Below are 12,093 nucleotides of genomic sequence, written 5' to 3'. Positions count from 1 at the left end.
TCACCCTCTCGGGCTTTCCTCCGGGCTTTTCCCTTCGGTCTTGCGTTTCCGACTCTATCAGATCTTTCCGATCCGATTTCCTCGGTGCTTTCCGGCTTCTCGGTTTTCCCGATCTGCTTTCCGGCGTTGATCCGACTTTATCAGAAGTTCTGAGTCGAATTCCCCGCCCCTGCCGGTCACCCGTTCAGGCACACGAAGGTGCCGGGTTCCCTTGCTGGCGGAGCCGTAAACGTACTGGAGCGGGGCGCCCCGATGCAAATCGAGGCGCCCCGCTCCGGGTTGACGCTGGTCAGGCAGCGCGAGCCGCTCAGACCTCCACGACGACCGGAAGGATCATCGGGCGGCGGCGGTAGGTGTCGGAGACCCACTTGCCGACCGAACGGCGGATCAGCTGCTGGAGCTGGTGGGGCTCGACCACACCGTCCTGGGCCGACTTGTTCAGGGCCTGCTCGACCTTCGGGATCACGGCGTCGAACGCCGAGTCCTCGATGCCGGAACCGCGGGCGTGGATGTTCGGGCCGCTCACGATCTTCCCCGTGGAGGCGTCGACCACCACGAAGACCGAGATGATGCCCTCGTCGCCGAGGATGCGGCGGTCCTTCAGGGAGGACTCGGTGACATCGCCGACCGAGAGGCCGTCGACGTACACGTAGCCGGCCTGGACCTTGCCGACGATCCGGGCCTTGCCGTCGACCAGGTCGACGACGACGCCGTCCTCGGCGATGACGATGTGGTCCTTCGGGACACCGGTCATCGCGCCGAGCTCGGCGTTGGCGCGCAGGTGGCGCCATTCGCCGTGGACCGGCATCAGGTTCTTCGGCTTGCAGATGTTGTAGAAGTACAGCAGCTCGCCTGCCGAGGCGTGGCCCGAGACGTGGACCTTGGCGTTGCCCTTGTGGACGACGTTGGCACCCCAGCGGGTCAGGCCGTTGATCACGCGGTAGACCGCGTTCTCGTTGCCCGGGATGAGCGAGGACGCCAGGATCACGGTGTCGCCCTGGACGATCCGGATCTGGTGGTCCCGGTTGGCCATCCGGGAGAGGGCGGCCATGGGCTCGCCCTGGGAGCCCGTACAGACCAGCACGACCTCGTCGTCCGGCAGGTCGTCGAGGGTCTTCACGTCGACGACGAGGCCGGCCGGCACCCGGAGGTAGCCCAGGTCGCGGGCGATGCCCATGTTGCGGACCATCGAACGGCCGACGAAGGCCACCCGGCGTCCGTACTCGTGGGCGGCGTCGAGGATCTGCTGGATGCGGTGGACGTGGCTGGCGAAGCTGGCCACGATGATCCGCTTCTGGGCGTTCGCGAAGACGTTCCGCAGGACGCTGGAGATGTCCTTCTCCGGCGGGACGAAGCCCGGGACCTCGGCGTTCGTCGAGTCGGACAGCAGGAGGTCGATGCCCTCCTCGCTGAGCCGCGCGAACGCGTGGAGGTCGGTGAGGCGGCCGTCCATCGGGAGCTGGTCCATCTTGAAGTCGCCGGTGGCGACGGCCATGCCCGCGGGGGTGCGGATGGCGACCGCGAGCGCGTCCGGGATGGAGTGGTTGACCGCGATGAACTCGCAGTCGAAGGGGCCCAGGGTCTCCCGGTCCCCCTCCTTCACCTCAAGGGTGTAGGGGCGGATCCGGTGCTCCTGCAGCTTCGCCTCGATGAGGGCGAGGGTCAGCTTGGAGCCGATGAGCGGGATGTCCGGCTTGAGCCGGAGGAGGTACGGGACGCCGCCGATGTGGTCCTCGTGACCGTGCGTGAGCACGATGCCCTCGACCTCGTCGAGGCGGTCCCGGATGGTGGTGAAGTCGGGCAGGATCAGGTCGATGCCGGGCTGCTCCTCCTCGGGGAAGAGCACGCCGCAGTCGACGATCAGCAGACGGCCGTCGAACTCGAAGACCGTCATGTTCCGGCCGATCTCACCGAGCCCGCCGAGCGGGGTGACGCGCAGGCCGCCCTTGGGCAGCTTCGGCGGGGCGCCGAGTTCAGGATGCGGATGACTCAAAAGACTCTCCTCACCACACGCGCCACGTACCGCTTGGGCACGTGGCGCGCATGACATTCGTGCACTTGCTGTTGTCAGTCGATCGTTCAGCGATCGGATATTCAGTTATGAAGTCTGTTGTTACAGCTGTACCCCGCCAGCGGCGAGATCGAGCTTGAGCTGGGCGGTTTCCTCAGGAGAAAGCTCCACGAGGGGCAGGCGCAGCGGGCCGGCCGGGAGTCCCTGGAGGGCGAGGGCGGCCTTGGTGGTCATGACGCCCTGGGTCCGGAACATGCCGGTGTAGATCGGCAGGAGCCGCTGGTGGATCTCGGTGGCCTTCTGGACCTCGCCGTTCAGGTGGGCGTCCACGAGGGCGCGCAGCTCGGGGGTCACGACGTGGCCGACGACGGAGACGAAGCCGCAGGCGCCCACGGAGAGCAGCGGCAGGTTCAGCATGTCGTCGCCGGAGTACCAGGCCAGGCCGGACCGGGCGATGGCCCAGCTGGCGCGGCCGAGGTCGCCCTTGGCGTCCTTGTTGGCCACGATCCGGGGGTGCTCGGCGAGGCGGACGATCGTCTCGGTGTCGATCGGGACGCCGCTGCGGCCGGGGATGTCGTAGAGCATCACCGGGAGCTCGGTGGCGTCGGCGATGGCCGAGAAGTGCCGGCGCAGGCCCTCCTGCGGGGGCTTGTTGTAGTACGGCGTGACGGCGAGCAGGCCGTGTGCGCCGTCGCGCTCGGCGGTGCGGGCCAGCTCGATGGAGTGGTGGGTGTCGTTGGTGCCGACGCCGGCCACGACATGGGCGCGGTCGCCGACCGCTTCCAGTACGGCTCGTACCAGCTCCGATTTCTCCGCGTCGCTGGTGGTCGGGGACTCGCCGGTGGTGCCGTTGATGACGAGGCCGTCGTTGCCTGCGTCCACCAGATGGGCGGCGAGTCGCTGGGCACCGTCGAGGTCGAGTGCGCCGTCAGCCGTGAAGGGCGTGACCATGGCGGTGAGGACCCGCCCGAAGGGGGTCTGCGGAGTGGAGATCGGAGCCATGGGTAACACGCTACTCGCTGCTCAGCGCCCGGTGTCCCCTCGGGGGACGTGTGAAAGGAGCCCGGCACTGTCTGCTCGGGGGTTCAAACAGTGCCGGGTCCGTTTGATCAGCCTAGATGAACTTCGTGAAACGTCGCAATACGGACACTTCGCGTGACGACCTCGTACATCTGTGCTTTACGGGGCCACACGGCCGTTCTTGTTGAAGGCGGCATAGGTCAGCGGCATGAGCTCCGCCCAGTGCTGCTCCATCTTCTCGCCGACCATCTCGATCTCCCGCTGCGGGAAGGACGGCACCTTGGCGAGCTCGTGCTGGGTCCGCAGGCCGAGGAAGTGCATCAGCGAGCGCGCGTTGCACGTGGCGTACATCGAGGAGAAGAGGCCGACGGGGAGGACCGCGCGGGCGACCTCGCGGGCGACGCCGGCGGCGAGCATCTCCTGGTAGGCCGCGTACGCCTGGACGTACGCGTCCTCCATGACGCGGCCGGTCAGCTCCTGCTGGGCCTCGCTGCCCTCGACGAAGACGTACTTGCCCGGGCGGCCCTCCTGGACCAGCTTGCGCGAGGCGTCGGGAACGTAGAAGACCGGCTCCAGCTCCCTGTAGCGACCGGATTCCTCGTTGTACGACCAGCCGACGCGGTGGCGCATGAACTCACGGAACACAAAGATCGGCGCGCTGATGAAGAAGGTCATCGAGTTGTGCTCGAAGGGGCTGCCGTGCCGGTCCCGCATCAGGTAGTTGATGAGCCCCTTGGACCGCTCGGGGTCCTTCTGCAGCTCCTCGAGCGACTGCTCGCCCGCCGTGGAGACGCGGGCCGCCCACAGCACGTCCGAGTCGGCGGCGCTGTGCTTCACCAACTCGACGGTCACATCGCTGCGGAAGCTGGGCTTGAGATCTGCTGCGGGGGTGTCGGTCACCGGCGGGGTCCTTCCAAAGTGCGTCGCTCGGGCGGCGCCCACTCTACGGGGACCCACCGACAGCGGAGTCCCTCACCTGCGCCCACACCCACCCGGACCACTTTCTTTGGCCAATTCGGGGAAAACGGGCACCGAATGGTGACTTTGCTCGTCTGTCTCTGTGACACCGCACACCACAGAGCTCCAAGGAGAGTGACCCCATGTTCGGCCGGCGAGAGGCTGTCCCGTTCGCGTTCGTCGCAGATGCCGACCGCTTCCGCAGTAACGTCACTCCGCCGCCGAGGGAGCGCCTCAGCGTCTCGGAGGTCATGGGCCGTACGCTGGTCGGGCTGACCGTCGTGGCCGGACTCGTCGGATCCCTGCTCTTCGGAATCCCGTCGATGCAGTCCGGTGCGGGCGAGGGCCACCGGCAGCAGTCCGAGGCTTCCGACAGCCGTTGAGCAGTACGGCCCCCCTGGGGTGGCCCGGTCGAGACCACCTGGGTAGCCTCACCGGGCACAGCCCCTTCGAGCGTGCTTGTGAGTGAGGATCCGTCGTGCCCCTGCCCTTTCTGACGGCCGACCGCGCTTTTGACGCGACCGACGACATCGCGCTGCCGTACGACGACCACGACGAGTGGCGTCGTCCGTACCGGCCGGGACCCTGGCGGGTCGGGGCGGCGGCGCTCGCCCTGCTGTTGGCGTCGTTCGTGCTCTTCGCCGCGGTGATCATCGCCGCCGCGTCGGCCCCGGGCGGTGCGCTCGCGACCTTCGCGCTCGCCGCGGTGATCATCGTCGTCGCGCTGCGCGCCCTGCGCGTGGGCACCTGGGTGAGCCGGCACGGTGTGCGCCGGGTCGGCTTCTTCTCGACGGCGACCGTGGCCTGGCCGCAGGTGACGGAGCTGCGCACGGTGCAGCAGCCCGTGCGCTGGCTGGGGCTGCCCCGCACCGTGCAGGGCCAGGCGCTGATCCTCGTCCGACAGGCGGGCGAGCAGCTCACGCTCCTCACCGACCACAACGCCGACTTCCTCTCCCGCGTCGAGGCCTTCGACCGCGCGGCCGACACGGTCGAGGCGTGGAACGCCGAGTACGGCGTCCACGCCTCGCGTTGAGCTGACCGACCGCGCTACGCCCCGGCCGTGCGCCCCTCGTGAAGGGCGATCGCGCGCTGCATCGCCTTGCGGGCGCGCGGGGTGTCGCGGGCGTCGTGGTAGGCGACCGCGAGCCGGAACCAGCAGCGCCAGTCGTCCGGGGTGTCCTCGGTCTCGGCGCGCCGCCGCGCGAAGACCTCGTCGGCCGAGTCCCGGTCGATCCGGCCGCCGGCCGTGCGCGTCAACTCGTCGACGGGAAGGCCGCCTTCGGCCTCCAGCTCGCGGGCGAGCCGCTGCGCGTTCCGCGCGAAGGCGGTGTTCTTCCACAGGAACCAGCCGCCCACGCAGGGCAGCAGGAAGGCGACGGCTCCCATGCCCATGGCGGCCGGCTCGCCGGTCAGGATGAGCAGGACGCCCTCCATCGCCACCACGCCGAAGACGAGGACGAGGATCGTGGCGAGGAAGACGTAGGTGATCTTTCCGCCCATGGCCGTCAGCCCAGGTCCAGGAAGTGCTCCAGGCCGAAGGTGAGGCCGGGAGTGGTGACCACGCGGCGGGCGCCCAGGAGGATGCCCGGCATGAAGCTGGAGTGGTGCAGCGAGTCGTGACGGACCGTCAGGGTCTCGCCCTCGCCGCCGAGCAGCACCTCCTGGTGGGCCAGCAGGCCCCGCAGGCGTACGGCGTGGACCGGAACGCCGTCCACGTCGGCGCCGCGTGCCCCGTCCAGGGCGGTCGTGGTCGCGTCCGGCTGGGCGCCGAGCCCGGCCTCGGCGCGGGCCGCGGCGATCAGCTGGGCGGTGCGGGTGGCGGTGCCGCTGGGGGCGTCGACCTTGTTGGGGTGGTGCAGCTCGACGACCTCGACGGACTCGAAGTACGGGGCGGCGATCTGGGCGAACTTCATCGTCAGGACGGCGCCGATGGAGAAGTTCGGGGCGATGAGCACACCGGTCTCCGGGGAGGCGGCGAGCCAGGTGTTCAGCTGCGCGAGGCGCTCCTCGGTCCAGCCGGTGGTGCCCACGACCGCGTGGATGCCGTGGCTCACGCAGTAGTCGAGGTTGTCCATGACCGAGGCCGGGGTGGTCAGTTCGACCGCGACCTGGGCACCCGCCTCGGCGAGCGTCTCCAGCTTGTCGCCGCGGCCGAGCGCCGCGACCAGTTCCATGTCCTCGGCGGCCTCGACGGCCCGTACCGCCTCGGAGCCGATACGGCCCTGGGCTCCGAGGACCGCCACGCGCAGCTTGCTCATTGCTCTCTGAACTCTCTCTAGGAGACGGATTCGTGCAGGCGTGCCGCCTGCTTGTCCTTCAGCGGCCCTATGACGGACAGCGAGGGGCGCTGTCCGAGCACATCACGGGCGACCTCGCGGACCTCGTCCGGGGTGACGGCGGCGATCCGGGCGAGCATGTCGTCGACCGACATCTGGGTGCCCCAGCACAGCTCGCTCTTGCCGATGCGGTTCATCAGCGCGCCGGTGTCCTCGAGGCCGAGGACGGTCGAGCCGGAGAGCTGGCCGATGGCGCGGGCGATCTCGTCGTCGGTCAGTCCGTCGGAGGCGACCTTGTCGAGTTCGTCCCGGCAGATCCTCAGCACGTCGTGGACCTGGTTGGGGCGGCAGCCGGCGTACACGCCGAAGAGGCCGCAGTCGGCGAAGCCCGAGGTGTACGAGTACACGCTGTAGGCGAGGCCGCGCTTCTCCCGGACCTCCTGGAAGAGGCGGGAGGACATGCCGCCGCCGAGGGCCGTGTTCAGCACGCCGAGCGCCCAGCGGCGCTCGTCGGTGCGGGCCAGGCCCGGCATGCCGAGGACCACGTGGGCCTGCTCGGTCTTGCGGCTCAGGTGCTCGACGCGGCCCGCCGTGCGGATCGTGCGGTGACCGTCGCGCGGGGCGACCGGGCGGGCGTCGGTACGGGTCAGGGCGCCGGCCTTCTCGAAGGCGCGGCGGACCTGGCGTACCACCGTGGCGTGGTCGATGTTGCCCGCGGCGGCGACGACCAGATGGGTCGGGTCGTAGTGCTTCTTGTAGAAGCGGGCGATCCGGCCGCGGTCGAGGGCGTTGATCGTGTCGACCGTGCCGAGGACCGGGCGGCCCAGCGGGGTGTCGCCGAACATGGTCTGCGCGAACAGGTCGTGCACGACGTCGCCCGGGTCGTCCTCGGTCATGGCGATCTCTTCGAGGATGACGCCGCGCTCGGCGTCCACGTCCTCCTCGAGGATCAGCGAGCCGGTGAGCATGTCGCAGACGACGTCGATGGCGAGCGGCAGGTCGGTGTCGAGGACCCGCGCGTAGTAGCAGGTGAACTCCTTCGCCGTGAAGGCGTTCATCTCGCCGCCGACCGCGTCGAGCGCCGCGGAGATGTCGAGGGCGCTGCGTCGCTTGGTGCCCTTGAAGAGGAGGTGCTCCAGGTAGTGCGTGGCGCCGTTCAGCGTCGGCGTCTCGTCGCGGGAGCCGACGTGCGCCCAGATGCCGAAGGTGGCGGAGCGTACGGAGGGCAGCGTCTCGGTGACGATCCGCAGGCCGCCGGGGAGGGTCGTGCGGCGGACCGTGCCGATGCCGTCCTTGCCCGGGAGAAGCGTTTGGGTACGGGCGACGGCCCGCCCCTCCGAAGAGGGGCGGGCCGTCACACGGGAACTACGGGACGTCACTGGTCGGTGTCGTCCTTCGCGCCCTCGGCGGCGTCCTCGTCCGCGATCACGGGGATCAGGGAGAGCTTGCCGCGCTGGTCGATCTCGGCGATCTCGACCTGGACCTTGGAGCCGACCGCGAGCACGTCCTCGACGTTCTCCACGCGCTTGCCACCGGCGAGCTTGCGGATCTGCGAGATGTGCAGCAGACCGTCCTTGCCCGGGAGCAGGGAGACGAACGCACCGAAGGTGGTGGTCTTGACGACCGTACCCAGGTAGCGCTCGCCGACCTCCGGCATGGTCGGGTTGGCGATGCCGTTGATCGTGGCGCGGGCGGCCTCGGCGGCCGGACCGTCGGCGGCACCGATGTAGATGGTGCCGTCGTCCTCGATCGTGATGTCGGCGCCGGTGTCCTCCTGGATCTGGTTGATCATCTTGCCCTTGGGGCCGATGACCTCACCGATCTTGTCCACCGGGATCTTGACGGTGATGATGCGCGGCGCGTTCGGGGACATCTCGTCCGGAACGTCGATCGCCTCGTTCATCACGTCGAGGATGTGCAGACGCGCGTCACGGGCCTGCTTCAGCGCGGCGGCCAGGACCGAGGCGGGGATGCCGTCGAGCTTGGTGTCGAGCTGGAGCGCGGTGACGAAGGTCTTGGTGCCGGCGACCTTGAAGTCCATGTCGCCGAAGGCGTCCTCCGCACCGAGGATGTCGGTGAGGGCGACGTAGTGGGTCTTGCCGTCGATCTCCTCGGAGATCAGGCCCATGGCGATACCGGCGACGGGGGCCTTCAGCGGCACACCGGCGTTCAGCAGCGACATGGTGGAGGCGCAGACCGAGCCCATGGACGTCGAGCCGTTGGAGCCGAGGGCCTCGGACACCTGACGGATCGCGTACGGGAACTCCTCGCGCGTCGGCAGCACCGGCACGATGGCGCGCTCGGCGAGCGCGCCGTGGCCGATCTCGCGGCGCTTGGGCGAGCCCACGCGGCCGGTCTCACCGACGGAGTACGGCGGGAAGTTGTAGTTGTGCATGTAGCGCTTGCGGGTCACCGGGGAGAGGGTGTCCAGCTGCTGCTCCATGCGGAGCATGTTGAGGGTGGTGACGCCCAGGATCTGGGTCTCGCCACGCTCGAAGAGCGCCGAGCCGTGCACGCGCGGGATGGCCTCGACCTCGGCGGCGAGCGTACGGATGTCCGTGATGCCGCGGCCGTCGATGCGGACCTTGTCCTTGATGATCCGCTCGCGGACCAGCTTCTTGGTCAGCGCGCGGTAGGCGCCGGAGATCTCCTTCTCGCGGCCCTCGAAGGCCGGGAGGAGCTTCTCGGCGGCGAGCTCCTTGACGCGGTCGAGCTCGGTCTCGCGCTCCTGCTTGCCGGCGATGGTGAGCGCCTGCGCGAGGTCGTTCTTGACGGCGGCGGTGAGCGCCTCCAGGACGTCGTCCTGGTAGTCGAGGTAGACCGGGAACTCGCCGGTGGGCTTGGCGGCCTTGGCGGCGAGGTCCGACTGCGCCTTGCAGAGGACCTTGATGAAGGGCTTCGCGGCCTCGAGACCGGCGGCGACGACCTCCTCGGTCGGCGCCTCGGCGCCGCCCTTGACGAGCTCGATCGTCTTCTCGGTGGCCTCGGCCTCGACCATCATGATCGCGACGTCGCCGTCCTCCAGGACGCGACCGGCGACGACCATGTCGAAGACGGCGTCCTCGAGCTCGGTGTGCGTCGGGAACGCGACCCACTGGCCCTTGATCAGCGCGACACGGGTGCCGCCGATCGGGCCGGAGAAGGGCAGGCCGGCCAGCTGCGTGGAGCAGGAGGCGGCGTTGATGGCGACCACGTCGTAGAGGTGGTCGGGGTTGAGCGCCATGATCGTCTCGACGATCTGGATCTCGTTGCGCAGGCCCTTCTTGAAGGAGGGGCGCAGCGGGCGGTCGATCAGGCGGCAGGTGAGGATCGCGTCCTCGGAGGGGCGGCCCTCCCGGCGGAAGAAGGAGCCGGGGATCTTGCCGGCCGCGTACATCCGCTCCTCGACGTCCACCGTCAGGGGGAAGAAGTCGAGCTGGTCCTTGGGCTTCTTGGACGCGGTGGTGGCCGAAAGGACCATCGTGTCGTCGTCCAGGTACGCCACGGCGGAGCCGGCGGCCTGCTTGGCCAGGCGGCCCGTCTCGAAGCGGATGGTGCGGGTGCCGAAGGTGCCGTTGTCGATGACGGCCTCGGCGTAGTGGGTCTCGTTCTCCACTAGCGGTTTCTCCTACGTGATTCGTCTTTTCGTCCGTCGGCCCGTGTGGCCGGGGACGGTGGTGGAGGAGAAGCGCGCCTTCGGATGCGGGCCGGTCTTCGATCGAAGCACCCGGGGATGTTGGGGTCCGGGGGCCACTACCGAGGACCGGCGGCGTGCCGGCGGCCTCTCGCTCGTGATGTGGCGTTGTCCGACCAGCCTAAGGGCCGGTCGGTACATCGCGCACGTACAGCAAAGGGAGCGGCCCCCTAAAAGTGGGAACCGCTCCCTTCACGGCGTCCTTACTTGGCGCCGCCGGCCGCACCGCGGCGGATGCCGAGGCGGTCGACCAGGGCACGGAAGCGCTGGATGTCCTTCTTGGCCAGGTACTGCAGCAGGCGGCGACGCTGGCCGACCAGGATCAGCAGACCACGACGGCTGTGGTGGTCGTGCTTGTGCTGCTTGAGGTGCTCGGTGAGGTCCGAGATGCGGCGGGAGAGCATCGCGACCTGGACCTCGGGGGAGCCGGTGTCGCCCTCCTTCTGGCCGAACTCGGCGAAAATCTGCTTCTTCGTAGCGGCGTCGAGAGACACTCGGTACTCCTCTTGGTGTTCGTGCGCCCACGAGTGCCCCTGGTCTTGGTCTCAGGGGAGCTTCCGTGACTCGGAGGCGAAGGACCGATGAGCGCTGCTTCCAGAGATTCCGGGAGCGCGTACACGGACGGCCGTCACACAGCGTACCAGCTGTCCGGAGTGCCCCTTACTTACTGGTGAGGGAGCGGGCCGCCATGAAGACGTCCAGGACCGCCAGGCAGAGCGGGACGAGGGAGAGCAGGACGAAGCCCTCGGTCAGGTCGAGCATGCGGCCCCAGAAGGGCGAGAGGCCCTTCCGCGGGATGGTCAGGCCGATGGCGGTGACCAGCGCGGCGCCCGCGGCGACGGCGGCCGTGAGCCAGATCGTACGGATGTCCAGGCCGCCGCGGTCCCCGTAGATCAGCAGGTCCTTGACGAGGTCGGCCGGCGGGTTCAGGGAGAGGCCGAGGATCAGCAGGGCGATCGCGGCGATGCCGGCGACCAGGACGCAGGCGACCTGAGAGGTGTAGCGGAAGAGCCGGGCGCGCAGCAGCATCGCGAGGCCGGAGGCGAGGGCGAGGAGCTGGCCCCACATGTTGCCGGCGAAGCCGAGGACCGCGGCGGAGCCGACGACGACGGCGGCGCAGCCTCCGACGAGGCCGAGGAGCATCTCGTGACCGCGCCGGGCCTGGAGAGCGATGCGCTCGCCGTCGACGGGCTGGGCCTCTTCGGGGGTCTGGTTCGGGTCGGCGTGGAACTCGTCGTCGGTGGCGCTGCGCGGGGAGGCGTAGCCGATGGGGAGCCGGGCGAAGCGGGCGGAGAGGCCGGGCAGGAAGGCGACCAGGCCCACGGCGACCGGGGCGCAGACCGCGGCGGTCTCGGTGGCCGAGGACTCGGAGAGGATCGCCAGGAAGGTGGCGAGGGTGCCGACGGTGGCCAGGAAGGTCGCCGCGACGAAGGGCGCGTCGCCGCTCGGGGTGAGCGCGACCAGCGTCACGGAGGCGACGAGGACGGTCACGCAGCCGAGCAGGAACTGCAGCCGTCCCGGGCCCTGCCCGGCGTCGGGTCCGATGATGCCCGAGCCGGCGATAAGCAGCAGCGGGAGAGCGCCGAGGCCGAGGGCGACGGCGGTGGCGCGGTCGCCGTAGACCCGGGCCCGCACGCCAGCGAAGGCGGTCAGCAGGACGCCCGCGGCGCCGGCGACGACGCCGGGGAGGCTGTGCATGTCGTGGCGTACGGGGTCGGCGAACCAGAGCACGAAGCCCATGAGGACCAGCAGCAGCACTCCGCCGACGAGTCCGGCCCCGCGCAGCAGGTCGTCGCTCCACAGGTGCCGGTCTCGGGTGACGGCGGAGGCGACGGCGTCGGAGACGTCGTCGAAGACGGCGGGCGGCAGCGACTGCGCGAACGGGCGCAGCGAGAGGACCTCGCCGTCGAGGACCTGCTGGGCGGCGAGGGTGCGCGCCCCCTCGAGGACCGAACCGTCGCGCCGGACGAGGTGGTAGCCGGTCGGGGTGCCGGCGGACTGGGTCTGGCCGGTGAGCCGCAGGATCTCCGGATAGACGTCGGCGACGGCGATGTCCTCCGGGAGCGCGACGTCGATACGACTGTCCGGCGCCACGACGGTGACGCGGCAGAAGCCGGTCGCTGCGGTCGTACTCACGTGTCTGGACCCCCTGATTC

11 protein-coding genes are annotated in these 12,093 nt (G+C 69.6%); 2 read left to right on the top strand and 9 right to left on the bottom strand.

Translation table 11 applies throughout. The features are described 5' to 3' along the window. Positions 1-307 precede the first annotated feature (307 nt). The 3 genes from AB0D99_RS32460 to thyX all read right to left on the bottom strand — a co-directional run bounded on the left by AB0D99_RS32460 (position 308) and on the right by thyX (position 3,931). On the bottom strand, positions 308-1,993 hold the full coding sequence (locus AB0D99_RS32460; protein ID WP_362370580.1) for a ribonuclease J: 1,686 nt from the start codon (positions 1,991-1,993) through the stop codon (positions 308-310). Between the two features lie 120 nt (positions 1,994-2,113). Beyond that, positions 2,114-3,013 carry a 4-hydroxy-tetrahydrodipicolinate synthase gene (gene dapA / locus AB0D99_RS32455; RefSeq protein WP_362370577.1) on the bottom strand — a complete coding sequence of 300 codons (900 nt, stop codon included), beginning with the start codon at positions 3,011-3,013 and terminating at the stop codon, positions 2,114-2,116. 177 nt (positions 3,014-3,190) lie between these two features. Further along, entirely contained in the window at positions 3,191-3,931 is a 741-nt protein-coding gene (gene thyX / locus AB0D99_RS32450) for an FAD-dependent thymidylate synthase (RefSeq protein ID WP_362370574.1), read from the bottom strand. A 200-nt stretch (positions 3,932-4,131) separates the two neighbouring features. Here thyX and AB0D99_RS32445 point away from each other — a divergent pair, with 200 nt between their 5' ends. Both AB0D99_RS32445 and AB0D99_RS32440 read left to right on the top strand, forming a co-directional pair. Continuing rightward, positions 4,132-4,371 (top strand): hypothetical protein, encoded by a 240-nt coding sequence (locus tag AB0D99_RS32445; protein ID WP_362370571.1) that lies wholly within the window; start codon positions 4,132-4,134, stop codon positions 4,369-4,371. Positions 4,372-4,466: 95 nt separating this feature from the next. Continuing rightward, complete coding sequence (locus tag AB0D99_RS32440) at positions 4,467-5,021, top strand: hypothetical protein (RefSeq protein ID WP_362370568.1); 555 nt, start codon at positions 4,467-4,469, stop codon at positions 5,019-5,021. Between the two features lie 14 nt (positions 5,022-5,035). On the opposite strand, the gene AB0D99_RS32435 is transcribed toward AB0D99_RS32440, so the two are convergent. The 6 genes from AB0D99_RS32435 to eccD all read right to left on the bottom strand — a co-directional run bounded on the left by AB0D99_RS32435 (position 5,036) and on the right by eccD (position 12,073). Next, positions 5,036-5,488, bottom strand: a complete 453-nt coding sequence (locus tag AB0D99_RS32435; RefSeq protein WP_362370565.1) for a hypothetical protein — start codon at positions 5,486-5,488, stop codon at positions 5,036-5,038. 5 nt (positions 5,489-5,493) lie between these two features. Beyond that, complete coding sequence (gene dapB / locus AB0D99_RS32430; protein WP_362370562.1) at positions 5,494-6,246, bottom strand: 4-hydroxy-tetrahydrodipicolinate reductase; 753 nt, start codon at positions 6,244-6,246, stop codon at positions 5,494-5,496. Positions 6,247-6,263: 17 nt separating this feature from the next. Continuing rightward, positions 6,264-7,643, bottom strand: coding sequence for a pitrilysin family protein (locus tag AB0D99_RS32425; protein WP_362370559.1), 1,380 nt, complete (start codon positions 7,641-7,643; stop codon positions 6,264-6,266). After that, positions 7,640-9,859, bottom strand: a complete 2,220-nt coding sequence (locus tag AB0D99_RS32420; RefSeq protein ID WP_362370556.1) for a polyribonucleotide nucleotidyltransferase — start codon at positions 9,857-9,859, stop codon at positions 7,640-7,642. The genes AB0D99_RS32425 and AB0D99_RS32420 overlap by 4 nt, the downstream gene beginning before the upstream one ends. 281 nt (positions 9,860-10,140) lie before the next feature. Beyond that, positions 10,141-10,431, bottom strand: a complete 291-nt coding sequence (rpsO, locus tag AB0D99_RS32415) for a 30S ribosomal protein S15 (RefSeq protein WP_147979976.1) — start codon at positions 10,429-10,431, stop codon at positions 10,141-10,143. Positions 10,432-10,597: 166 nt separating this feature from the next. Beyond that, positions 10,598-12,073 (bottom strand): type VII secretion integral membrane protein EccD, encoded by a 1,476-nt coding sequence (gene eccD / locus AB0D99_RS32410; protein ID WP_362370552.1) that lies wholly within the window; start codon positions 12,071-12,073, stop codon positions 10,598-10,600. Between the last annotated feature and the right edge of the window lie 20 nt (positions 12,074-12,093).

Origin of the sequence: Streptomyces sp. NPDC047971 (assembly GCF_040653355.1) — a bacterium.
Classification (GTDB): Bacteria; Actinomycetota; Actinomycetes; order Streptomycetales; family Streptomycetaceae; genus Streptomyces.
The sequence above is the reverse complement of the archived record's forward strand: the minus strand, read 5'-3'. Positions and strand labels throughout refer to the sequence as shown.